Source organism: Terribacillus halophilus, assembly GCF_900162685.1.
GTDB classification, from domain to species: domain Bacteria; phylum Bacillota; class Bacilli; order Bacillales; family Amphibacillaceae; genus Terribacillus; species Terribacillus halophilus_A.
Genome location: NZ_LT727828.1, coordinates 995,420 through 1,016,274 on the forward strand (window position 1 = coordinate 995,420; position 20,855 = coordinate 1,016,274).

At 41.8% G+C, this 20,855-nt stretch carries 24 protein-coding genes, 1 tRNA gene and 1 pseudogene; 19 read left to right on the forward strand and 7 right to left on the reverse strand.

The features are described 5' to 3' along the window. Nucleotides 1–21: 21 nt before the first annotated feature. The 4 genes from whiA to B1K52_RS09480 all read left to right on the forward strand — a co-directional run bounded on the left by whiA (nucleotide 22) and on the right by B1K52_RS09480 (nucleotide 3,064). A complete protein-coding gene (gene whiA / locus B1K52_RS09465) occupies nucleotides 22–972 on the forward strand; it encodes a DNA-binding protein WhiA (RefSeq protein ID WP_077307610.1) in 951 nt (316 codons plus the stop codon). Nucleotides 973–1,082: 110 nt separating this feature from the next. Continuing rightward, nucleotides 1,083–1,349, forward strand: coding sequence for an HPr family phosphocarrier protein (locus B1K52_RS09470; RefSeq protein ID WP_077307612.1), 267 nt, complete (start codon nucleotides 1,083–1,085; stop codon nucleotides 1,347–1,349). A gap of 120 nt (nucleotides 1,350–1,469) precedes the next feature. Then, nucleotides 1,470–2,477 carry a signal peptide peptidase SppA gene (gene sppA / locus B1K52_RS09475; protein ID WP_077307614.1) on the forward strand — a complete coding sequence of 336 codons (1,008 nt, stop codon included), beginning with the start codon at nucleotides 1,470–1,472 and terminating at the stop codon, nucleotides 2,475–2,477. 14 nt (nucleotides 2,478–2,491) lie between these two features. After that, complete coding sequence (locus tag B1K52_RS09480; protein WP_077307616.1) at nucleotides 2,492–3,064, forward strand: RDD family protein; 573 nt, start codon at nucleotides 2,492–2,494, stop codon at nucleotides 3,062–3,064. A gap of 47 nt (nucleotides 3,065–3,111) precedes the next feature. Here the strand turns inward: B1K52_RS09480 and clpP are convergent, their stop codons facing one another. Continuing rightward, nucleotides 3,112–3,699, reverse strand: coding sequence for an ATP-dependent Clp endopeptidase proteolytic subunit ClpP (clpP, locus tag B1K52_RS09485; protein ID WP_077307618.1), 588 nt, complete (start codon nucleotides 3,697–3,699; stop codon nucleotides 3,112–3,114). Between the two features lie 300 nt (nucleotides 3,700–3,999). On the opposite strand from clpP, the gene B1K52_RS09490 reads away from it, so the two are divergent. Continuing rightward, the gene (locus tag B1K52_RS09490) at nucleotides 4,000–4,806 is read left to right on the forward strand and encodes a manganese catalase (protein ID WP_077307620.1); all 807 of its coding nucleotides are present in this window, start codon (nucleotides 4,000–4,002) and stop codon (nucleotides 4,804–4,806) included. Between the two features lie 97 nt (nucleotides 4,807–4,903). Beyond that, nucleotides 4,904–4,979, forward strand: a tRNA-Arg gene (locus B1K52_RS09495). Between the two features lie 184 nt (nucleotides 4,980–5,163). On the opposite strand, the gene B1K52_RS18265 is transcribed toward B1K52_RS09495, so the two are convergent. Further along, entirely contained in the window at nucleotides 5,164–5,307 is a 144-nt protein-coding gene (locus tag B1K52_RS18265) for a site-specific integrase (RefSeq protein ID WP_256855886.1), read from the reverse strand. An 81-nt stretch (nucleotides 5,308–5,388) separates the two neighbouring features. Between B1K52_RS18265 and B1K52_RS18475 the strand changes: the two genes are divergently transcribed. Continuing rightward, nucleotides 5,389–5,643 carry a site-specific integrase gene (locus tag B1K52_RS18475; protein WP_373022636.1) on the forward strand — a complete coding sequence of 85 codons (255 nt, stop codon included), beginning with the start codon at nucleotides 5,389–5,391 and terminating at the stop codon, nucleotides 5,641–5,643. Here B1K52_RS18475 and B1K52_RS18480 read toward each other — a convergent pair. Both B1K52_RS18480 and B1K52_RS09515 read right to left on the reverse strand, forming a co-directional pair. Then, the gene (locus B1K52_RS18480) at nucleotides 5,579–5,806 is read right to left on the reverse strand and encodes a tyrosine-type recombinase/integrase (RefSeq protein ID WP_373022637.1); all 228 of its coding nucleotides are present in this window, start codon (nucleotides 5,804–5,806) and stop codon (nucleotides 5,579–5,581) included. The two genes, B1K52_RS18475 and B1K52_RS18480, sit on opposite strands and share 65 nt — an antisense overlap. Then, a complete protein-coding gene (locus B1K52_RS09515) occupies nucleotides 5,791–5,961 on the reverse strand; it encodes an Arm DNA-binding domain-containing protein (protein ID WP_077307628.1) in 171 nt (56 codons plus the stop codon). The genes B1K52_RS18480 and B1K52_RS09515 overlap by 16 nt, the downstream gene beginning before the upstream one ends. A gap of 91 nt (nucleotides 5,962–6,052) precedes the next feature. Here B1K52_RS09515 and B1K52_RS09520 point away from each other — a divergent pair. Then, nucleotides 6,053–6,434, forward strand: a pseudogene (locus B1K52_RS09520) (ArpU family phage packaging/lysis transcriptional regulator). 37 nt (nucleotides 6,435–6,471) lie between these two features. Here B1K52_RS09520 and B1K52_RS09525 read toward each other — a convergent pair. Further along, a complete protein-coding gene (locus B1K52_RS09525) occupies nucleotides 6,472–6,951 on the reverse strand; it encodes a hypothetical protein (protein WP_077307630.1) in 480 nt (159 codons plus the stop codon). A 70-nt stretch (nucleotides 6,952–7,021) separates the two neighbouring features. Between B1K52_RS09525 and B1K52_RS09530 the strand changes: the two genes are divergently transcribed. Beyond that, nucleotides 7,022–7,648 (forward strand): hypothetical protein, encoded by a 627-nt coding sequence (locus tag B1K52_RS09530; RefSeq protein ID WP_077307632.1) that lies wholly within the window; start codon nucleotides 7,022–7,024, stop codon nucleotides 7,646–7,648. A 919-nt stretch (nucleotides 7,649–8,567) separates the two neighbouring features. Here B1K52_RS09530 and B1K52_RS09535 read toward each other — a convergent pair. Both B1K52_RS09535 and B1K52_RS09540 read right to left on the reverse strand, forming a co-directional pair. Next, nucleotides 8,568–9,083, reverse strand: coding sequence for a spermidine/spermine N(1)-acetyltransferase (locus B1K52_RS09535; RefSeq protein ID WP_077307634.1), 516 nt, complete (start codon nucleotides 9,081–9,083; stop codon nucleotides 8,568–8,570). 20 nt (nucleotides 9,084–9,103) lie between these two features. Further along, nucleotides 9,104–9,556, reverse strand: coding sequence for a MarR family winged helix-turn-helix transcriptional regulator (locus B1K52_RS09540; protein ID WP_077307636.1), 453 nt, complete (start codon nucleotides 9,554–9,556; stop codon nucleotides 9,104–9,106). Nucleotides 9,557–9,971: 415 nt separating this feature from the next. Here B1K52_RS09540 and B1K52_RS09545 point away from each other — a divergent pair, with 415 nt between their 5' ends. From B1K52_RS09545 to B1K52_RS09590, 10 genes are all read left to right on the forward strand, one after another. After that, nucleotides 9,972–10,676 (forward strand): GntR family transcriptional regulator, encoded by a 705-nt coding sequence (locus tag B1K52_RS09545; protein ID WP_077307638.1) that lies wholly within the window; start codon nucleotides 9,972–9,974, stop codon nucleotides 10,674–10,676. 56 nt (nucleotides 10,677–10,732) lie between these two features. Beyond that, nucleotides 10,733–11,770 carry a Gfo/Idh/MocA family protein gene (locus B1K52_RS09550; protein WP_077307640.1) on the forward strand — a complete coding sequence of 346 codons (1,038 nt, stop codon included), beginning with the start codon at nucleotides 10,733–10,735 and terminating at the stop codon, nucleotides 11,768–11,770. A 132-nt stretch (nucleotides 11,771–11,902) separates the two neighbouring features. Then, nucleotides 11,903–12,811, forward strand: a complete 909-nt coding sequence (locus B1K52_RS09555; protein WP_256855887.1) for a TRAP transporter substrate-binding protein — start codon at nucleotides 11,903–11,905, stop codon at nucleotides 12,809–12,811. A gap of 16 nt (nucleotides 12,812–12,827) precedes the next feature. Continuing rightward, nucleotides 12,828–13,331 (forward strand): TRAP transporter small permease, encoded by a 504-nt coding sequence (locus B1K52_RS09560; RefSeq protein ID WP_077307644.1) that lies wholly within the window; start codon nucleotides 12,828–12,830, stop codon nucleotides 13,329–13,331. Between the two features lie 32 nt (nucleotides 13,332–13,363). Then, the gene (locus B1K52_RS09565; RefSeq protein ID WP_077307646.1) at nucleotides 13,364–14,641 is read left to right on the forward strand and encodes a TRAP transporter large permease; all 1,278 of its coding nucleotides are present in this window, start codon (nucleotides 13,364–13,366) and stop codon (nucleotides 14,639–14,641) included. Nucleotides 14,642–14,680: 39 nt separating this feature from the next. Next, nucleotides 14,681–15,511 (forward strand): sugar phosphate isomerase/epimerase family protein, encoded by an 831-nt coding sequence (locus B1K52_RS09570; protein ID WP_143588865.1) that lies wholly within the window; start codon nucleotides 14,681–14,683, stop codon nucleotides 15,509–15,511. Between the two features lie 33 nt (nucleotides 15,512–15,544). Next, nucleotides 15,545–16,372, forward strand: coding sequence for a citryl-CoA lyase (locus tag B1K52_RS09575; protein ID WP_077307650.1), 828 nt, complete (start codon nucleotides 15,545–15,547; stop codon nucleotides 16,370–16,372). Between the two features lie 5 nt (nucleotides 16,373–16,377). Continuing rightward, a complete protein-coding gene (locus B1K52_RS09580; protein WP_077307652.1) occupies nucleotides 16,378–17,805 on the forward strand; it encodes an aldehyde dehydrogenase family protein in 1,428 nt (475 codons plus the stop codon). A gap of 33 nt (nucleotides 17,806–17,838) precedes the next feature. Continuing rightward, entirely contained in the window at nucleotides 17,839–19,602 is a 1,764-nt protein-coding gene (locus B1K52_RS09585; protein ID WP_077307653.1) for a thiamine pyrophosphate-binding protein, read from the forward strand. Between the two features lie 16 nt (nucleotides 19,603–19,618). Beyond that, nucleotides 19,619–20,812, forward strand: a complete 1,194-nt coding sequence (locus tag B1K52_RS09590; RefSeq protein ID WP_077307655.1) for a CaiB/BaiF CoA transferase family protein — start codon at nucleotides 19,619–19,621, stop codon at nucleotides 20,810–20,812. The last annotated feature ends 43 nt before the right edge of the window (nucleotides 20,813–20,855 follow it).

Sequence of the window (20,855 nt, forward strand, 5' to 3'; positions counted from 1 at the left end):
CGCTGAGAAGGGGGGAACATCATGAGCTTTGCATCAGAAATAAAAAAAGAATTGACGAACATACCGATTGAGACGACGGATGTGCGAAGTGAGCTTGCTGCTCTGATTCGGATGAATGGATCTGTATCCTTCTCGAGACAAGTTTATACACTGGATATTCAGACCGAGAATGCTGCAATTGCCAGACGTATTTATACGCTGCTAAAAGCAATTTATCAGCATCCGATCGAGCTGCTCGTGCGGAAGAAAATGAAACTGAAGAAAAACAATGTGTATATAGTTAGATTGACAAAAGAAGTTGAGGGTTTGCTGCGCAGTTTAGAGATTCTGGAAAACCACTTTACCTTTATTCGCACAATTAGTTCGACGTTTACCGAAACTGCGGAGAAGCGCAGAGCCTATTTACGCGGTGCCTTCCTAGCTGGTGGTTCGGTTAATAATCCGGAAACATCTTCGTATCATTTAGAAATCTTCCATACACATAGTGACCATAGTGATGCACTCTGTGAGCTGATGAACAGTTTCGACCTGCATGCGCGCTGTACCGAGCGGCGTAAAGGTTATATTACGTACTTAAAGGAAGCAGAGAAAATTACGGAATTCCTCAATATTGTCGGTGCCCATAGTGCATTGTTTAAATTTGAGGATGTGCGAATTGTCCGGGATATGCGCAACTCTGTTAATCGGCTTGTAAACTGTGAAACAGCCAACCTGAATAAGACGATTGGCGCTGCTTTCCGTCAGGTGGAGAATATCAACTTAATCAAAAATACGGTTGGGATTGAAGCGCTGCCTGATAAACTGCAGGAAATAGCAGAACTTCGGGTGCAGCATCAGGATGTATCTTTAAAAGAGCTTGGAGAACTTGTTTCGACCGGAAAGATTAGTAAATCAGGAATCAACCATCGCTTGCGTAAAATTGATGAGTTCGCTGACAGACTGCGAAATGGGACATCTATAAAAAAAGCATAAGCAGGTATGAAGCATATATGCCTTGTGGTATACTTAGAAGACACTCAAATGAGTGTTTTCTTTTTCGATGTATTTGGTAGCGCTTACTTGAAGGATGGGAGGATCCACATGTGATTCAAAAAACGTTACGTGTCACCTTGGATACTGGCTTGCAGGCCAGACCTGCAGCAAGCTTTGTACAGCAAGCCAATCGTTTTCACGCCACAGTTTATTTGGAAAAAGAGAACAAATCGGTTAATGCGAAGAGCATCATGGGGTTAATGAGCCTAGCAATTGCCCAGGATGAATTGATTACCTTGAAAATCGACGGAGCAGATGAAGCACAAGCCATGAAAGAACTTACCGCTTTCATCACAGCACCTTCAGCAGCCAGCTGATTTTGGCAGAAAAAGTCCTGAATATTTCAGGGCTTTTTTTGCTAATTTGTGGTAAGAGATGCTATCCTAGTGTAGGCTTGTAGTGTAACATTTTTAACAGGATAGAAGGGAGATTATAATTTGAACACAAAACGTTGGGTGGCAATCGGAATTGCGGTGTTCTTGGTTATTTTTTCTGTAGGATTACAACTTTTGTTCTCCGTAATCAATAGTGATTTTACAGAAGCATTCGACTCTGCAACCGGAACCTCCTATATGAGTGAAGAAATAATGGAAGACGGAGATCCGATGAACCGGATTGCGGTACTGCATGTTGAAGGTACCATCCAAGATACAGGAGAAGAATCTTCTCTATTAGGCAGTGCTACATACAATCACAATAAGTTTCTAGAAAGATTAGAGGCAGCGGGACAGGATGACACAGTTGGCGGTGTGATAATTGAAGTGAACAGCCCAGGAGGCGGCGTCGTCGAGAGTGCTGAGATTCATGACAAAGTCGTCGAGATTCAAGAAGAATATGGAAAGCCAGTGTATATCAGTATGGGCAACACAGCGGCATCTGGTGGCTATTATTTAGCGGCAAGCGCTAATAAGATTGTAGCGCACCCAGCAACACTTACTGGCTCCATTGGGGTTATCATGTCGACGGTAAATTATGCAGAGCTTGCTGACAAGATTGGTATTAAACAAGAAGTAATCAAAAGTGCAGAACACAAAGATATTATGTCCTCTACAAGAGAAATGACGGATGAAGAAAGAGGAATTCTCCAGTCTATCATCGATGATATGTACGCTGATTTCGTACAGGTTATTGTCGATGGACGCGGTATGCCGGAATCCAAAGTACGTGAACTAGGCGACGGGCGAGTATATTCCGGTAAGCAGGCGTTGGATAACGGCTTAGTAGATGATTTGGGAGATTTAGAAGATACAATTGCGATGATGAAAGAAGAGCAAGGACTTAAAGATGCAGAAGTATTCGAATATACAGGAGATGGCTTTGGTATGGGCTCCTTCTGGGCTACAGCTGCAGAAGGTCTGTTTGTATCTGATTCAGATCTGCTCGGCATCAAGGAATTAATGGGCAAATCGAATTCACCTGAAGCTATGTATCTTTACGCAGAATAGGAGGCGTTATGTATATGGATAAAGATAAAAACGTGCATCCAGATGAACAAACGCCTCTTGATTCAACTGTCAGCCAAACAGAGGAACAGGAATGGACATACGAGGACAGAGAAGAAGAGGAGCATGGCGTTCACGGAGCGACAGTGCAAGCTGCATCAGCAGACAACAGACGCTATGCAGGCTTCTGGATGCGTTTCTGGGCATACCTGGTAGATCTTCTCGTCGTATTCGGCCTGACAGGCTTTCTTGTTAAGCCTTTCACGATGATTGACTCCTTCCAGGAAGCAACGCTTTGGTTTTGGAGTTTGAGCGCATTTCTTAGCGGGCTTGTATTTTTCGCCTATTTCATATTTATGACTAAATGGCGAGGACAGACATTAGGCAAGATGATCTTTGGTCTGCGTGTCATTCGAAAAGACGGTAAACAGCTGTCTTGGCTGGATACATTTATCCGAGAAGGTGTCGGCCGCTTCATTCACCGTTTCATTTTCTGGATGTTTCTCATTTATATCGTAGTCGCTTTTACACCAAAGAAACAAGGCGTACACGATTTGTTCGCCGATACACTCGTTATTCATGAGAGATAAAAAAAATAGCCCTCCAGCTTAAACAGCTGGAGGGCTATTTTATGTTTTTATGAAGGTTTCTTTTCCATTACTTTATCAATCAAGCCGTAATTGACAGCTTGTTCAGCTGTAAGGAAGTTATCGCGATCTGTATCACGCTCAACTACCTCAAGTGGCTGGCCGCTGCGTTCTGCCATAATTTCGTTCAATTTCTTTCTCATCTCGATGATACGGCGAGCGTGGATTTCAATATCACTAGCTTGACCTTGTGTACCACCTAGCGGCTGGTGAATCATCACTTCACTGTTTGGAAGTGCATAACGCATGCCTTTTTCACCGGCAGTTAGCAGGAAAGCACCCATAGATGCAGCCATACCGATGCAGATAGTTGATACTTTTGGCTGGATGAACTGCATTGTATCATAGATAGCCATACCTGCAGTGATGGATCCGCCTGGTGAGTTGATGTATAGGGAAATGTCTTTTTCTGGATCTTCCGCTGCCAAGAATAACAGCTGAGAAACGATGCTGTTGGCAACATTATCGTCGATCGCGCTGCCTAGCATGATGATCCGGTCTTTCAGTAAACGAGAGTAGATATCGTAAGCACGCTCGCCTCGGTTTGTTTGTTCAATAACTGTAGGGATTAGATTCATGGTAGATCCTCCTTTGGATATGAGCTCATTATTCTAAGTAATGACTAACCTTATCTTACCTAAAAGGTCAATAAAGGTCAAACAAAATACTAACTTTCTTTCGCCTATTCCATGCTTCCCTTGATTTGGGGCTTGTAAACGCTTGTTTTACCGTCTTTTGTAAGTTTGACTTTTCATCGGCATTCTCCTGCCAAATGCATTATATTTCATAATTAACAATCGATGAAAATTTTGGTTTAGTTTAGTTTGATGCGTGGAAAGCAGTTAGCATACTAGCAATCACATTAGGAGGTCTCAAACATGTTTAGTCATCAAAAAGTACTGCAATATCCAGCAAAGCCAGACAAACCAGATGCCCTATTCGCCAAGAAAATGCAGGAAATCCTAGGAGGGCAATACGGAGAGATAAGCGTTGCAATGCAATATCTCTTCCAAGGATGGAGCGCCCGGGGGGAAGAAAAGTATAAAGATCTAATTATGGATACAGCTGCTGAGGAAATTGGTCATGTTGAAATGATTGCCACAATGATTGCGCGTCTGTTGGAAGGAGCGCCAGTCAATGAACAGGAAGAAGCTGCACAGAACCCAATCATTGCCTCCATATTAGGCGGCATGAACCCACAACACGCAATTGTTGCTGGTCTGGGACCTCGTCCAACAGATAGTAACGGTGTACCTTGGAATGCCGGCTACATTATCGCAAGCGGCAACATGCTTGCTGACATGCGTGCCAATATTAACGCCGAGTCTCAAGGACGTTTGCAAGTGGCACGTTTATATGAAATGACGGAAGATAAAGGTGTACGCGATATGCTATCCTTCCTATTAGCACGTGATTCCATGCACCAAAATCAATGGATTGCTGCAGCACGTGAACTGGAAGAGAAAAACGGCATCGTTGTTCCAGGCTCCTTCCCGAAAGAGTTGGAAGCAGATGGCTTCTCCCATAGCTTAATCAACTTCTCAGAAGGCGAAGAATCCAAAGAAGGAAGCTGGGCATCAGGACAAGCTCCTGATGGCGGTGAATTCAAATACGAATCTAAACCAAAAGCACATGGCGGCCCACAAGAACTGGAGCCAGCGCCAGCGTATATGTATCCGAAGTAATAAATCAGGACCCGCCTTGGCGGGTCTTTTTCGATTAAAAGACTTGCGTAAAAAGGCGATTAACGATATAATAATCGTTGTCACATTAAATACATATGCGCTCGTAGCTCAGTCGGATAGAGCGGTGGTTTCCGGTACCACGTCTGCCGGGGGTTCGAATCCCTCCGAGCGCGCTAATAAATACAGAGATAGCAAGGATGGCAGTTTGCCGCCCTTGCTATTTTTTTGTTCAAAAGCAGTTTGCAAACCTTCGTGTTCCGAAATGAATTTAATCCCTTCTTTTATTGAAAAGCTGACCCAACATATCAGCAGCTGCTAATTGCATACCTGGAATTAAATGAGAGTAGGTATCTAAGGTTATTTGTATGCTGGCATGCCCCTAATCGCTTGCACAGCCTTAGGATGAACACCCATCTTCAATAAAAGAGTTGCATGAGTGTGCCGCGACGAGTGAATTGATATTCGTTTTACACCTGAATTCTCTATAGTGCGCCAAAACACCTTATTTAAATTTGGCGGAGTAATATAGTTTCCAGTATCGGTTGCATTAACTAGATTATAATCAGCATATTAATGACAGGTATGCGCCAAGGAGAAGTGTTGGGTTTACGATGGGATTCAATTGATTTGGATCGGCGTATCCTTTCGGTCCAGCAACAACTGAAGATAAAAGAGGAACTAGACGGTAAGGGACGGTACGAACTGACAAACGTCCTTAAAACTCCTACCAGTTATCGGACTATCTCGTTAGATGAGGAAACGATAATACTTCTTAAGAGACATAAAGCGAACCAAGAAAAAAGGCACGATAGAACCCAGCAATGTGATAATCCTTGACCTTGTTAGTTTGCCATTTCCCTAAAGATGGAATTATATGATTTCTTGAATATGCTTCGTAGTGACGATAGGTACCATATGTAACGTTTTTCTTTTTCCTTTCCAGCCACTTTTCCATATAATCCGAAAAGGTTATATTTTCACTATCTACATTTCTCCTAATTCTAGCTGTTGAATTAGCTTGGGCAGTTCCTTCTCTGCCTCTTTCTTTCTATCAAAACCAGAAAACCACTTTTGTTTACGTTTTCCCAAATGATCGCGACCAATGTCTATTACAATGCTATGTTTATTTCCGCGTTTCCTGATATGTCCTCTCATATTTGTACCCTCTCTTTTATGTGCCTATTAGCCATCATTTCTTTTTTCATAAGAAAGGATCGGTACCTTTCTTATGAAAAAAGAGAGGAGGATGACAAGTGAACGCAAAGAGCTGACGCTCCTTCCGGAGATAAATGAAAAAGAAGTACAGCAATTTGTTATAAAGGAGCTAAAGCAGTATCGGGCCTTGAAGATTCAAATAGAGAATAGAAAGGAACCAGGATGCTGGTGTAGTAGGTTTATTCCTAAGACAGACAGAGCAGCTGAATGAAATTAAAGTGCGGCAGATGGAGCGGGCTTTGGATGGATCCCTCGACTTTATTGAAAGAAAAATTATTAATCAGAAATACTTAAACTCGAAGGAAATCAATGATCTCAATATATACATGGATTTAGGAATTAAAAAAGGGAAATATTATAAAAAGAAGAAATTATCATTGTTTAGGTTAGCAACAGCCTTAGGAATAGTTTGAGAAGTAAATAAGAAAACGGACCATAAAGTCTGCTTTCTTAGTTTTCCTCAAGCTTTTTGCGATCATCACTGAATACAATACTTATTAGTTCAAGGATTGCAAAGATAATGAGCATGCCTATAGCAGATATGTGTATTCTGTTAAACAAAGTAGGGACGACTCCTAGAGCTATAATTGTTGCAAGAATTGTCTGAGCGAAAAATGACATAATTAACAATTTTAGAGTGAATGGAATAGATAAAACTTTGGTAGCTAGTATAAATAGTAAGTCTACAAGAACACCAATTGTATACAGACAAATAACAACAGCGCCAAAATATAAGAAGTTTTTAAATGCTCCATCAAGCAAATCTATTCTTACAATGCCAGTTCTATCAAGAAAAGTGAACAGACCGTAAAAACCGAGTGTTGGTACAGATAAGACAATGATTGTAGCAATAACAACTAATCCAGCAACTAGTATAATTCCAATTAGGTTTCCCGAAGAAATATTTCTAAACATATTTGGTAGTTTCATTGACAGAATCTCCCTCTTGTAATATGTTTATATTGTATCATATGTAAATATATTACATAAGGGGTAGATAATGGTGTTAAAAAAGAGCTTACTAATTAAGACAGCTGTCAGTGCCACTGCGCTAACTTTAGCTTTTGGTACAATTTCTCCAGGTTTTGTAGCAAAAGCGGAAGAAAAAAAGGTGACTACTGAGCAACAACAGGTAGTAGTTCCAGTTAAAGTTGAAGATTCTTTTTATGTTGATGACTTTATTCCCTCTCAAGATGTGTTTCCTGATGCACAAGGTATGTATGATGAAGAAGCATTTCATGAGTTTTACAATGAAAATATGATGTCCAATCCTAATTTTAACGCTGAATTACTCGAATTGAGATCCCAATTTAATCAACAAATGAATGGTAGAAACAATTCGGTGGAGGGACAATTTACAACTCAGGGAGTATTCGGTCATGGGCTAAAAGGGCTTAAAGCTATCGGTACTATGGTGAAGCATGGAGGACGTGCATTATCATGGGCTCTAAAACCTTTTAGTGCGAAAACAGCTAAAGCTGTTAAGAAAAATTCAAAAAAAATCGGTAAAGCTCTCGGTAAGCCAGAAAAAGCAAGCAAAAAGTATGTGAGAGACCAATTAATTAAAGCTGGAGTCTCTAAGAAAGATGCCGATACTATTGTGTACTGGATATTCATGATTCTATAAGATTACATAAATATGAAGAGAAATAATTGAGCTGTAGTGGATTAAAACTCCATTGCAGCTTTTTTTACTTTGTTCAACGAGTAATAATTGGACAAAAAAAGTACCAAATTGGGTACCTTTTTTTATTTGCAAAAACCCTACAATTTTCTCAGAGGCAAAAAAACCTCTGGGAGAAGCGCTTTTCCTTTATCAAGACGTACTAGCCTGATTTTGCACGACTGTGAAGGATGCCTGGTTAACGAGGGGAGCACCTGGAGTTGGGAACGCTTAGATTTAACTATTTTTGTAAATTTAACTCTTTCTCTTTGCAACGCCCATAATTGTAACTATAACGATTGCAGCAATTGCGCTTACTAACACCTCTTTACCATCTAGTTGATTGAAATTTAATATAATGTTTATGCCCTTAAATATGACTAAACCAACAATAAAGATAACTACCAAATATAATGAGAACTTTCTAACTTCTCTTGGTATTGATAACCATAATCTAAGTCGACCAGTAAATCACTAATCTTCCATAAAGTAGCCTGCTGATACGACAACATTTATACCAATCTCCCCGAACACTGTCGTACAGGACATGAACCATGGTAAGGTTGGGGTCAAAGGGATACACTGATTAAGAATTTGAAAGTTGGTTTGCAAACCTGATTGCAAACCAAAAGGCTAACATACTGAGCCAACATAAGGCGTAAGCAATGTAAACTAATAATATATGCATGCGCTAAATCAAGGATTAGCATAGTGATGAAACCTTATGTTATCTTCTCATAATTAAAAATTGGTTTCCGGTACCACGTCTGCCGGGGGTTCGAATCCCTCCGAGCGCGCTAATAAATACAGAGATAGCAAGGATGGCAGTTTGCCGCCTTGCTATTTTTTTGTTCAAAAGCAGTTTGCAAACCTTAGGGTGACACTATAGTGCTCTTTTAAAGATCAAATCTTTCTGTTCTTCGTCACCCATATGAAAAGAATGAACTCCAGTTTGAACGAACCCATTTTTCTTATAGAATTCTATTGCTTTCAGATTTTTTTCCCAAACACCTAGCCAGATTATTTTTTTATTTCGTAATGATGCAATCTTTATGGCTTCATTCATAAGATGTTTTCCTAATCCTTCTTTTTGGAAATCCTTTCGTATATAAATCCTTTCTACCTCTAGGGACTCGTCGGTCATTTTTTCAGATTGAGCTTCATTTATATTTATCTTAAGATATCCGGCAAGTTTATCATCTGAATAAATGAAATAAAACGCTGAGGAGTCATTGGATAGCTCACCTTGCAATTGCTTCGTATTAAAAGCTTTATCTAAGTAAGCTTTCATATTTTCAGGAGAATTTTGTTCTTTAAAAGTGTCATTGAATGTTTCAATACTGATTACCTGTAGTAAATTTAAATCCTCATGGTTGCATCTTATAATATTTATAGACATTGTCTACATCTCCTTTTGTATTAATAAATTCTTTTATTACCTTTCTTTACATACTCCCAGTCTTTCTCGGTATTTTTTCGAACCCTTTGTAGAAGTTTAAAAAGAATATTTATCTCTGATTCATTAAGTCCACTTAATGCAACTTTATTTGAAAAGTCATTTTCTCTTCTGATAAATTGATAAGCATTGTAACCTTTATCTGTCGGGAAGAGTTTTTTGATTTTTTTATTGTTTTCATCGTCTCTCTTTTCAATAAAGTCATTCATTGCAAGCTTCTTTATCGCACGAGCTGTAGTAGTTCTATCTACTTTTATCATTTCTGCTAACTTCTCTTGGATGATTCCGGGTGTTTCACAAATCCGGACAAGGTAGAGGTATTGCCCTTTTGAAAGGGCATATTGTTTAAATTCTATATTACTAATAGAATCTAATGCCCTGGCAACCATACCAATCTCTCTAAGAACCTCTTTCATATATAATCTCCCTTTACAAAAGTAATTGCTAAGTAAAATAGTAATTAAATTATGTTGTATTTGCAACAAAAATCTTAATAAAAGAGGACCTAAATGAATGAGACTAACTTCGTCTAGGAGTGAATTGTATGTTGAATGAAATATTTGAAGTAGCGCAACTTTTATTGTGATGAGAATGTAAATATTATTGAAGGACAATAAATCATATAAATCCACCATTTGACAAAACAGTAAATACAATAAATGAGTTTTACAGATAGGCTGCCGTACTTAAAACTTAGGCTTGCCATTCAGGAATATCTCGTAGGCAGCTGCATACAGTGGATGTATAGGAGCAATCACTCCAAATAATGTTCTAACTTGTATACTAGTATTATTTTGTCCAGAAAATTAGGCAGATAAAGAGTTGATAAAAATGAATAAGTTTTCTGTTCAGCGGAAGACGTTGGCAAATGATGTGTATAAGCATCTTTATACGATGATTATTACGTTAAAACACAAGCCGGGTGATATGATCTTTGAGACAGCAATAGCGGATGAGCTCGGTTTAAGCAGAACGCCTGTCAGAGAAGCGATTCATTTATTAGCTGCCGAGGGATTTGTGCAAGTTATTCCGCAGAAAGGTATTCGTGTTAGTTATATTTCGAAAAGAAAAGTGCAAGAAGCGTTTCAGGTTCGGGAGAGTTTGGAGGGCATTGCTTTTCGGGAAGCTGCTCGCTGGTGGGACGCGTCTCTTTTACAGACAAAACGGCTTAAGGCAGATGTGGCATATATCATAGACGAACAAAAAGCTGCGTCGGAAAAACAGGATGTAGATAGTTTTTATCAACATGATGAAATGTTCCACGATAAAATTTTAGAGATGTGCGGTAATCAGACGTTAAGTGCTATTGTGCGGCAGGTGAGAGGGCATGTAAATCGAATTCGGTACTTGGAATTCTTTGAAAGTCGAGACATGGAGCGGATCATACACGATCATGAAGAATTATTTGCCTTGATTGAGCAAAATGATACAAACGGAGTCGTTGAGCGACTGAAGCAGCATCTTGGGAAAGCTTTTCATCACTATGATGAGATTATGGAAAAGTATGCGGATTACTTTGTAGCACAGGCTGAGTAAATGAACGATCATGAGATAAGACTTGTATACTAGTATGCGAAAAGGAGACTAGTACGATGCAGATTGCAGTTCTGGGATTGAATCATGGCTACACGTTTGCGAAGCAAATAAAGGAAATGAAGGGATTAACATTAGCTGCTGTAGCTGGGAATAACGCTGCTGCTATGGAACGGGCAAATGAACTGGAGGTCCCGTTGTATCAAGATTACAAAAAGCTGATTGATCAGTGTCAATTGGATGGTGTCATCATTACACTGCCGAATCATTTGCACAAAGAAGCTGTTAAATACTGTGCCGATCAGGGGTTGCACTGTTTAGTAGAAAAACCGATTGCTGATACAACAGATGCTGCGCGTGAGATGATTGATTATTGCGAGCAAAAGCAGGTAATGCTTATGGTTGGCCATCATCGCCGGTTCTCTGAGAAAATCAATCACTTAAAGCAATTGTTAGCTAGTGACATAATTGGTGAGTTAGTTGGGGTTAATATGGTGTGGGCGCTTGCTAAGGATCGAAACTACTATAAAGAAGCTTGGCGTATCAAAGCGAGTGGGGGGCCATTATTAATCAATGGCATTCATGATTTAGATAATTTGCTTTATGTAACAAACCTCAAAATTGAAAGCGCTTACGCTATTGCGTGTAATAAGATACGTGGGTTTGAAGTAGAAGATGCTGTAACAGCGATTTTAGAAGCGTCAGATGGAACGGTTATTCACTACTTCCTTACGGATGGCGTGCCTTCCCCATGGTCTTATGAATTCAATGTGATGGAAAACCCAATTTATCACTTTTATGAAGAAGATTGCTATCACTTTTTCGGTACAAAAGGAAGTCTGGCTTTTCCTAGCTTTCGCTGCTTCCGTTACAGTGAAGATCAATATGGATGGAAGCATGCGTTAAAAGAGGAGCGTTTTACACTGGAAGCGCCTGGTGATCCGATTACTGCAGAATTGGAGCATTTTGAAGCAGTACTAAAAGGTGATATTTCGCCGCGTGTAACAGGTGAGGAAGGTCTGAAAACGTTAGAAATACTTGAGGCAATCAACCTCTCTGTGCAAGAGAAGCGAAAGGTTAGCCTTCGGAGTGAATAAACGTTTCTATTTTATATAGAAGAAAGTGGGGGTTGTATGAAACGATTGATGTTGTGTATGTCATTGCTAAGTATTTTATTTTTTGTAAGCGCTTGCAATAGTGGTCCTGCAGCGGAGAAGGAAGTCAAGGTGATGCGTCTTGCAAACGCAACGCCGGATGACCGCTCGCTCAGTAAGGCAATGTATTTATTTGAAGAAAGGCTGGAAGAGGAGACAAATGGATCGATTGAAGTGGAAGTGTTCACAAATAGTGTAATTGGCGGAGACAGAGAGATATTTGAGGGGTTGCAGTTGAATACCGTTCAGGGTGCTTCCATGTCTACAGGGCCGATTGCCCAGTTTGCAGATGAATTCAATGTGATGGATCTTCCTTTCTTGTTCGCCAATGAAGAAGAGGCCTACCATGTGTTAGACGGAGAGGTCGGAGAACGTCTTTTGAATGAGTTAGAAGAACAAAATGTGATTGGTCTGAATTATTGGGAAAATGGCTTTCGGCTGCTTAGCAATAATGTACGAGAAATCCAAACGGTAGAAGATGTAGAAGGAATCGATATCCGAACATTGGAAAATGAATGGCATATGAACCTTTGGAGTGCGCTTGGTGCAAATCCAACGCCAATGAACTACGGCGAATTGTATATAGGATTGGAACAAGGCACGGTAGATGCCCAAGAAAACCCTGCAGGAAATGTAGTGAACAGTCATTTTTATGAAGTGCAGGATTACCTGACGGTGACGAATCATATTTACAATGCAAGTCCTTTTATGGTGAGTAAGCCGTTCTGGGAGTCGCTTACCGAAAAGGAGAAAAGTGCTGTGAAGAAAATAGCGGATGAAGTGCAGCAGGAGCAGCGCCAAATGAATCTGCAAGAGCAAGAGGAGAGCTTCGCGTTTTTGAAAGACAAAGGGATGAAGATAACCGAGTTAAGTGAGGAAGAAATGGATCGCTTCAAAGAAAAAACAGAGCAAGTCCGCGAAAGTTACAAGGCAGAGTATGGAGATGAATGGCTGAAGCAAATAGAAGCACAAACCAATAAATAACCTAAAGGAGGAACCTATGAAGCTTATACGGTGGGTGAACCGATATGCAGAAGAAAGCATGATGGTGTTTTTGCTGAGTGTCATGGTAGTTATTATTACAGCACAAGTTGGGATGCGGTTTATTCTTGGTTCGTCTATTGGCTGGTCAGAAGAATTGGCAAGGTATTGTTTTATCTGGCTTGTCTTTATCGGGATTAGCTATGGTGTGAAAAAACAGCGGCATATAAAGATAGATGCGTTCTTACGATTATTACATGCAAAACAGCAAATTAAGCTTGAGATTATAGTGAATATTTTATTTCTTCTATTCGCCATCTTTTTGCTTATTTATGGCGGTAAGATCAGTACCCAAATTTTCATGTGGGGTCAGCGTTCTCCAGCTTTGCAGGTGAATATGGGGCTGGTTTACATGGCAGCACCTGTTGCTATGCTGCTTACTTCCTTGCGTTTAACACAGCAGCTGTTTCTCCAATTCAAATCACATCGTGCAGCAAATGAACAAGAAACAAGTGTGAACTAGTGTTGAAAACAAGCTGACAAGGAGAGTGAAAAATGACGGCAATCGTGATGTTCGTAAGTTTCGGTCTCTTATTGCTATTAAGCGTCCCTATTGGTATAGCATTGGTCTTGGCTTGTATTGCTACGATCATAGCTGCTCAAGATATATCCTTCGCATTTCTTGCACAAAGTCTCATCACATCGGTAGATTCCTTCCCCATTATGGCGGTGCCATTCTTTATCTTAGCCGGTGAAATAATGGGCAAGGGAGGCCTTTCAAAGCGACTGATCAACGTCGCGAAGTCCATCGTTGGCAATGTAACCGGTGGCGTGGCAATGACGACAATCATCACCTGCCTTTTCTTTGCAGCCATTTCCGGTTCTGGACCGGCGACAGTTGCGGCAGTCGGTGGGATTATGATTCCGATGATGGCAGAGATGGGGTACAGCAGACGCTTTGCTGCTGGCATAGTGGCTGCTGCGGGTACTTTGGGTGTTATTCTGCCTCCAAGTATTCCCATGATTGTGTATGGTGTAACGAGCGGCACATCTGTTGGTGATTTGTTTATCTCCGGCATCCTTCCCAGTATTTTGATTGCTATCTTGTTAATGATTTATGTTTACTTCTATTCAAAGAAAAAAGGCTACAGCGGAACAGGAGAACCTTTCCAAATCAAGCGTGTGCTGCGTGCAGTTTGGGATGCGAAATGGGCGCTGTTAGTACCAATAATTATTTTAGGCGGTATTTATGGCGGGTACTTTACGCCAACAGAAGCTGCTGTTGTGGCGGTTGCGTACGGTTTAATTGCCGGAGTATTGCTATATAGAGAGCTGAAGTTGAAAGATCTATATGATGTGTTTCGAAATGCTGCTTTGACGACTGCAACGATTATGCTGATTATTGGTGCTGCAACTGCATTCGGGAAAGTGATGATTTTGGAGCAAATGCCAGCTCACATTGCAAATGCTATGCTGTCTGTTTCGGATAATCCAGTCATACTCATTTCCCTCGTTGTTATCATGCTGCTTCTAATTGGAATGGTAATGGACACAACAGCAGCAATTATCATCTTCACACCTCTATTAATTCCAGTGGGAATGGAGCTAGGATTTGATCCTGTCCAGTTTGGAATGATGATTATTTTATCGCTGGTAATAGGCTTTATTACACCTCCAATAGGCGTTAATTTATTTGTCGCTAGTGAAATCTCTGGTTTATCTATTATGAAAATCTCAAAAGCCATCGTTCCTTATATTGTTGTCATGCTCGTAGCGCTGATTCTAGTTATCTTGATTCCAGATCTCACATTGCTCTTTTTAGGCGGCAAGTAAGCAGCACGTATGACCGCAAATATAGAAAGGTTGGTTTTAGTGAGAAATCAATTTTCTTTAGCGCATCTGACGGCTTTGGCTTGTCCCCCTCCTAGGTTAACTTATATTGCTGCGCGGGCAGGCTATGATTTTGTGAGTATCAGACCTATTACGATGAATTTAAACAATGAACCAGATTACAATCTGGCAAAAAATAAATCGATGTTGCGTGATACGAAGACAGCACTCCGACAAACTGGATTGCAAGTCTTAGACATCGAATTGGTCAAGATAGAAGAAGGAATGATTCCGTTGCAGTATGAACCTGCTTTTGAGGTAGGAGCAGAGCTTGGCGCGCGGCATGTGCTATGCAGTGTATGGACGGATGATGATGTTTTTGCGAATGAGCGTTTTATTGAGCTATGCGAACTGGCCAAACACTACCACCTGACGATTGAATTGGAATTTGTTCCAGTGGCTTCCGTGGCGACGCTAAAACAAGCAGTTCACATGCTGCGGGCAGCTGCGCAAGATAATGCAGGTCTGATGATTGATGCCCATCATTTTCATCGGTCAAAAGAAACTGTAAGCGATATCAAATATATACCTGCGCAATGGTTTCATATGTTTCACTTATGCGACGCAGTGAAAGAGATTCCATCTGCGAAAGAGCAGATGATAAAGATTATGAGAGAAGAGCGTCTTTACATTGGCGAAGGCGGTATTCCTATAAAGGAGATTTTGCAGCATATACCACAGGTTCCGTATTCGCTTGAAATACCGCATCTGCAGCGCGCGAAAGAATTAGGGTTTGAGGAGTATGCCAGAAGATGTTTAGTATCAGCTAAGAAATATATCAGTCTGTTTATGGGCGATGCAAACATATCCTAGTATACAAGTATCTTAGAGTGGAGGAGTGAAAAGATGAGTGGACGAAGTGCGTTAGAGCATTACAAAAATGGAGGCGCTTGGTGGGAAACAGAGATTAGCGATATTAAGAAAAATGAGATTGTACTCCGCGGAAAGCGAGTGGAAGATCTGATTGGGAATGTGTCGTACAGCCAAATGCTGTATTTCCTGTTAGTAGGCAAAGACTTGACCGAAGCGCAAGCTGCCTTGTTTGAAAGTGTGCTTGTAGCTGGAGCCGATCATGGCCCGCGTGCTCCTTCGATAGCAGCAGCAAGAATGGCGGCGACATGCGGTGTGTCTTTTAATTCAGCTATTGCCACAGGCATAAATATGCTCGGTGACATTCATGGCGGTGCTGTAGAAGGGGCGATGGAATTATTGTATAAGACCAAGGCAGAGCTCGCGATCAATCCGAATGCAGTGGCGGATAACTTGCAGCTGTTTCTTTCTGCAGGTGAGAAGCTGCCCGGATTCGGTCACCAGCTGCATGATCACGATCCGAGAGTGAACCGTTTGTACGAATTGTCGCAGCAAGTAATAAACAATGGAGAAATTAGCGGCAGTTACCTTACTATTTTAGAGAGTTATCGAGAGGCTATTTCTGAACAAAAGAAACGCACATTTACAATTAATGTGGATGGTATTTCAGCAGCTATTCAATGCGAGCTTGGCATTCCGGCAGAAGCGGCAAAGGGCGTTTTTGCTCTTTCACGGGGGATGGGTATTGTAGCGCATGCTTATGAAGAATTGAAGCAAGGGACTTTGATTAAAGGTCCGTGTCCGAATGAAGCGCATCTTGTACGTTACACAGGGGAAGTTCCGGAAAACAAGTCAAAGGAGTGATAGGGATGCGAAAGGGAAGACCTTATGTGAATGGTCAATGGATTGATGATAATCGGGAAGCCACACCTGTATTTGGTCCTTATCAGAATGCATGCATCGGGGTCCAATTGGCGGCAAACAAAGCAGAAGTTCATGAAGCATTGCAAGCAGCGCACGCGAATAAAAAGCAAATTGCTGCCTTCTCACCGGCATTCCGCGCAAAGGTGTTGTACCGGGCTGCCGAACTGCTGGAAGCGCGTAAAGAAGTATTTGCGAATTTAATTGCAAGAGAAGTTGGAAAGGCACTGAAAAATACGCGAGATGAAGTGGCAAGGTCGATTGAAACATTGCAGCTATCTGCAGAAGAAGCAAAACGACTGTTTGGAGAAACGTTGCCTGGAGGTGCTTCCGAGCGTGGACTTTCATCCATGGCGTTAACATTTCGTATACCAGTTGGGGTCGTAGCAGCGATTACGCCGTTCAATGCGCCACTTAACTTAATTTGCCACAAAATCGGACCGAGTTTTGCTGCTGGCAATGTCACCATTGTCAAGCCGGCTCCGCAAGCTCCTTTGATTGCGAGCGCATTCGTAGAATTACTGCTGGATGCCGGCATGCCAGCACAAGCGATTCATATGGTATTAGGCGGAAGCGAGATTGGGGAGCAGCTCGTACAAGATGATCGTGTCAATCTAGTTTCTTTTACCGGAGGTGTACCTGGCGGTAAGAAGATCAGCAAAACTGCAGGTATGAAAAAGGTGTTATTGGAACTTGGCGGGAATGCCGGAACAATTGTGCATGAAGATGCCAATATCGAGCGGGCAGCCGCTATTTGTGCGAAAACCGGATTCAGCAATTCTGGGCAAAGCTGTATATCTGTCCAGCGAGTTTATGTGCATGAGAAGATACTGGATGAATTTACAGCATCGCTGAAACAGCATACTGCAGCACTTATTGTGGGCAATCCAGAAGACGAACAGACAGATGTGGGATGTGTAGTGAACAGACAGACAGCAGAACGGGTGCATGAATGGATGGAAGAAGCGGTAGCTGAAGGAGCAGAACTCATTCATGGAGGTAAAGTGAACGGTGCGTCGGTCCAGCCTGCCATTTTGTTAAAACCGAAAAAACAAAGCAAGGTTGTTTGTCAGGAAGTATTCGGACCGGTTGTCAGTGTGCTGTCTTATCGTGATATAGATGAAGCGATACAAGAAGTGAATGATTCAGAATTTGGCTTGCAAGCCGGTATCTTTTCAAACTCACTTGAGGTAATCAGGAAGGCAGCAATCGAACTGGAGGTCGGCGGTGTTGTCGTGAATGGATCCTCAAATTTTCGATTAGACCACTGGCCTTATGGCGGTATTAAGAATAGCGGGATTGGCAGAGAAGGTCCAAGATTTGCTGCTGAAGAGATGACAGAAATGAAGATGGTTGTACTGCAGGATTTGCTGTAAGCGAAACACGGAGAACGAGAGGAGATACGTATAATGAAAAAACTAATCTCAGAACAGTTAGTCACTTACTTGGAATCACGCGGTGTGAAACATATTTTTGGATTGTGCGGACATACGAATATCGCGGTGTTGGCGGAACTCGAGAAAAGCAAGATCAAGTTTATTAATGTGCGCCATGAGCAAATTGCCTCGCATGCAGCTGATGGATATGCCAGAGTGACGAAAAAAGCAGCTGTTGTACTGAGTCATTTAGGACCTGGTCTAACGAACGCGGCGACTGGGGTTGCCAATGCTGCCTTGGACTCGACACCAATGGTAGTCATCGCTGGGGATGTGCCGAGCTATTATTACGGGAAACACCCGCACCAAGAAGTGAACTTGCACGCCGACGGTGCACAATATGAAATTTATCGTCCATTTGTAAAGCGTGCGTGGCGAGTAGATCAAGCAGAACTGTTCCCGGAAATCTTGCAAAAGGCTTTTCAGCTGGCAGAAAGCGGCCGCCCAGGTCCGGTATTGGTATCTGTACCGATGGATATTTTTTCGACAAAGATAGAAGAAGACAGTTTCCGAATGTTGCAGCACCATACGCAAGTCGTAGAAAAACCAGCATTAGATGAAGCAACAGCTGCACGTATTGTGGAAAAATTAGCAAAAGCCCAACGCCCTGTGCTTTATGCCGGAGGAGGCATCGTACTCGCTGATGCTGCTGAGGAGTTACGTCTGTTTGTTGAACATATGAATATTCCAGTTGCACATAGCTTAATGGGGAAAGGCGTACTTCCGGATGATCATGAACTAACATTAGGGATGACGGGTTTCTGGGGAACGAGCTTCATTAATGAGCAAACAAAACATGCTGATTATCTATTTGGCGCAGGAACACGCTTTTCGGAAGCAGATTCCAGCTCTTGGTACAACGATGTTACCTTCAACTTTCCGAAAACCAAATTGATTCATCTTGATATAGATCCAAGTGAAATTGGCCGCAACTATCCGGTTGAAATCGGAGCGGTTGCTGATTTAAAAAAAGCCTTTACTATCTTAAACCGAGTAGCCAAACGTATATATCCAAACGGAATTCAGCGTAATGAGCAATTGAAAAAGGAGATTATTCACCATCGCCAAACATTGCACGAACGTATTTCAGAAAATGTTAACAGCACAGCTTTTCCAATGAAGCCAGAACGTATTTTGGCAGACGTAAGGAAAGTGCTGCCGCGTGATGCCTACATTACTACTGACGTTGGCTGGAATAAAAATGGTGTCGGCCAGCAATTTCCTATCTATACACCAGGTTCTATATTAACACCAGGCGGATTTGCGACAATGGGCTTCGGCAGTTCCGCCGCACTTGGAGCAAAGGTAGCCGATCCGGAGAAGGTCGTCGTATCCCTAATAGGTGATGGAGGATTCGGCCAAAATCCATCGGTGCTCGCAACAGCAAAAGAAGAAAATATTCCAGTCGTTTGGGTCGTGATGAATAATCGTGCTTTCGGAACAATTGCGGGCTTGGAAATGGCGCATTACGATACAACATTTGGCACTAGATTCCAAAGTGATGGCAAAAGTTATTCGCCTGACTTCGCAGCAATTGCCCAAGGATATGGCATAAAAGGAATCAAAATTGACAGTGCCGAGCAATTCCAAGCTGCGTTAAAAGAAGCAATCGCCGCGAATGAACCAATTGTTATTGATGTAGCTATGAAAAATGAACCTGTTCCGACTGATGGTAAGTGGAATATCAATGACATTTATTCTCCCGATGATGATAAGTCTCATGTAAGCATTCCATAAGAAAGGAGGCTGAAATATGCCCACACCTTTAGAAGGTGTCAAAGTGCTGGATGTCTCCACCATGATAGCTGCACCATTCGGAACAGCATTATTAGGTGATTTTGGTGCTGAAGTTACAAAGGTTGAAATTCCAGGCAGAGGAGATACGTCCAGAAGTGTCGGTCCTTTTAAAGAGGAAGAGCCTTTGCGCTGGCCGGGTTTGTCTCGTAATAAAAAGTCTCTAACACTTGATCTGCATAAAGAAGCTGGTGTTGAAATCATGAAAAAGCTGGCAGCAACCCATGATATTTTGGTAGAAAATTTTCGTCCTGGAACGTTGGAAAAGTGGGGCGTAGGCTATGATGTCTTAAAAGAAATTAATCCAGACTTAATTATGATTCGTGTGTCAGGTTATGGTCAGACCGGACCTTACCGGGAAAAAGCCGGCTTCGGGACGCCGGCTACAGCGTTCAGCGGTTATACGTATTTGCAAGGTTTTACTGATCGTCATCCGGTAAGCCCGCCGTTTTCACTGACAGATTATATTTGCGGCATTTATGTCGCTTTTGCTGCCGTTACCGCGTTATACCACCGGGATACGGCAGAAACGGGAACAGGCCAGATGATTGATGTCGCACTTTATGAATCTGTCTTTCGCATGATGGAATTTCTCGTGGCAGAATATGATCAGCTCGGTAAAATACGTGAACGCTCCCCTGGTTTAGCAGGACATTCCTCCCCATCCGGGACATTTATAACGAAAGATGATCACTGGGTTGTTCTTGTGACGAGCACTGATACCACTTTTAATCGACTGGCAGCAGCCATGAATCGAAATGATTTGCTGACGGATCCACGTTATCATACGAATGCAAGTCGCTTGGAAAACAATGAAGCAATGAATCAGATTGTTGCGGATTGGATTAGCGAGCATGAACGAGAGGCTCTATTGGAAATGCTGGATACAGCAGGTGTACCGATCAGTCCGGTTCTGAGCATTGCCGATATTTTTCAAAACGAGCAGTACCAAGCGCGTGAGAATATAATAGAAGTAAAGCATCCAAGACTAGGCAACATCAAAGTGCCGGGGATTGTTCCTAAGTTCGAAAAGACACCGGGTAGCATTCGTTCCGTTGCGCCGGATTTAGGCGAGAATAATGAAGCTATTTTACAAAGTTTAGGTTATTCTTCTGATCAAATTGAAGCATTCAAGCAAAACGGGGTTATATAAGCTAACTGAGCAGGATGCTGGATTCTTTTGTACTTTCTATCGG

Coding starts and splice junctions, on each gene's coding strand:
- whiA (WP_077307610.1), top strand. CDS start 22: ATGAGCTTTGCATCAGAAATAAAAAAAGAATTGACGAACATACCGATT.
- B1K52_RS09480 (WP_077307616.1), top strand. CDS start 2,492: ATGGATAAAGATAAAAACGTGCATCCAGATGAACAAACGCCTCTTGAT.
- clpP (WP_077307618.1), bottom strand. CDS start 3,699: ATGAATCTAATCCCTACAGTTATTGAACAAACAAACCGAGGCGAGCGT.
- B1K52_RS09490 (WP_077307620.1), top strand. CDS start 4,000: ATGTTTAGTCATCAAAAAGTACTGCAATATCCAGCAAAGCCAGACAAA.
- B1K52_RS18475 (WP_373022636.1), top strand. CDS start 5,389: ATGCGCCAAGGAGAAGTGTTGGGTTTACGATGGGATTCAATTGATTTG.
- B1K52_RS09515 (WP_077307628.1), bottom strand. CDS start 5,961: ATGAGAGGACATATCAGGAAACGCGGAAATAAACATAGCATTGTAATA.
- B1K52_RS09525 (WP_077307630.1), bottom strand. CDS start 6,951: ATGAAACTACCAAATATGTTTAGAAATATTTCTTCGGGAAACCTAATT.
- B1K52_RS09530 (WP_077307632.1), top strand. CDS start 7,022: ATGGTGTTAAAAAAGAGCTTACTAATTAAGACAGCTGTCAGTGCCACT.
- B1K52_RS09535 (WP_077307634.1), bottom strand. CDS start 9,083: ATGTCTATAAATATTATAAGATGCAACCATGAGGATTTAAATTTACTA.
- B1K52_RS09540 (WP_077307636.1), bottom strand. CDS start 9,556: ATGAAAGAGGTTCTTAGAGAGATTGGTATGGTTGCCAGGGCATTAGAT.
- B1K52_RS09545 (WP_077307638.1), top strand. CDS start 9,972: ATGAATAAGTTTTCTGTTCAGCGGAAGACGTTGGCAAATGATGTGTAT.
- B1K52_RS09550 (WP_077307640.1), top strand. CDS start 10,733: ATGCAGATTGCAGTTCTGGGATTGAATCATGGCTACACGTTTGCGAAG.
- B1K52_RS09555 (WP_256855887.1), top strand. CDS start 11,903: ATGCGTCTTGCAAACGCAACGCCGGATGACCGCTCGCTCAGTAAGGCA.
- B1K52_RS09560 (WP_077307644.1), top strand. CDS start 12,828: ATGAAGCTTATACGGTGGGTGAACCGATATGCAGAAGAAAGCATGATG.
- B1K52_RS09565 (WP_077307646.1), top strand. CDS start 13,364: ATGACGGCAATCGTGATGTTCGTAAGTTTCGGTCTCTTATTGCTATTA.
- B1K52_RS09575 (WP_077307650.1), top strand. CDS start 15,545: ATGAGTGGACGAAGTGCGTTAGAGCATTACAAAAATGGAGGCGCTTGG.
- B1K52_RS09580 (WP_077307652.1), top strand. CDS start 16,378: ATGCGAAAGGGAAGACCTTATGTGAATGGTCAATGGATTGATGATAAT.
- B1K52_RS09585 (WP_077307653.1), top strand. CDS start 17,839: ATGAAAAAACTAATCTCAGAACAGTTAGTCACTTACTTGGAATCACGC.
- B1K52_RS09590 (WP_077307655.1), top strand. CDS start 19,619: ATGCCCACACCTTTAGAAGGTGTCAAAGTGCTGGATGTCTCCACCATG.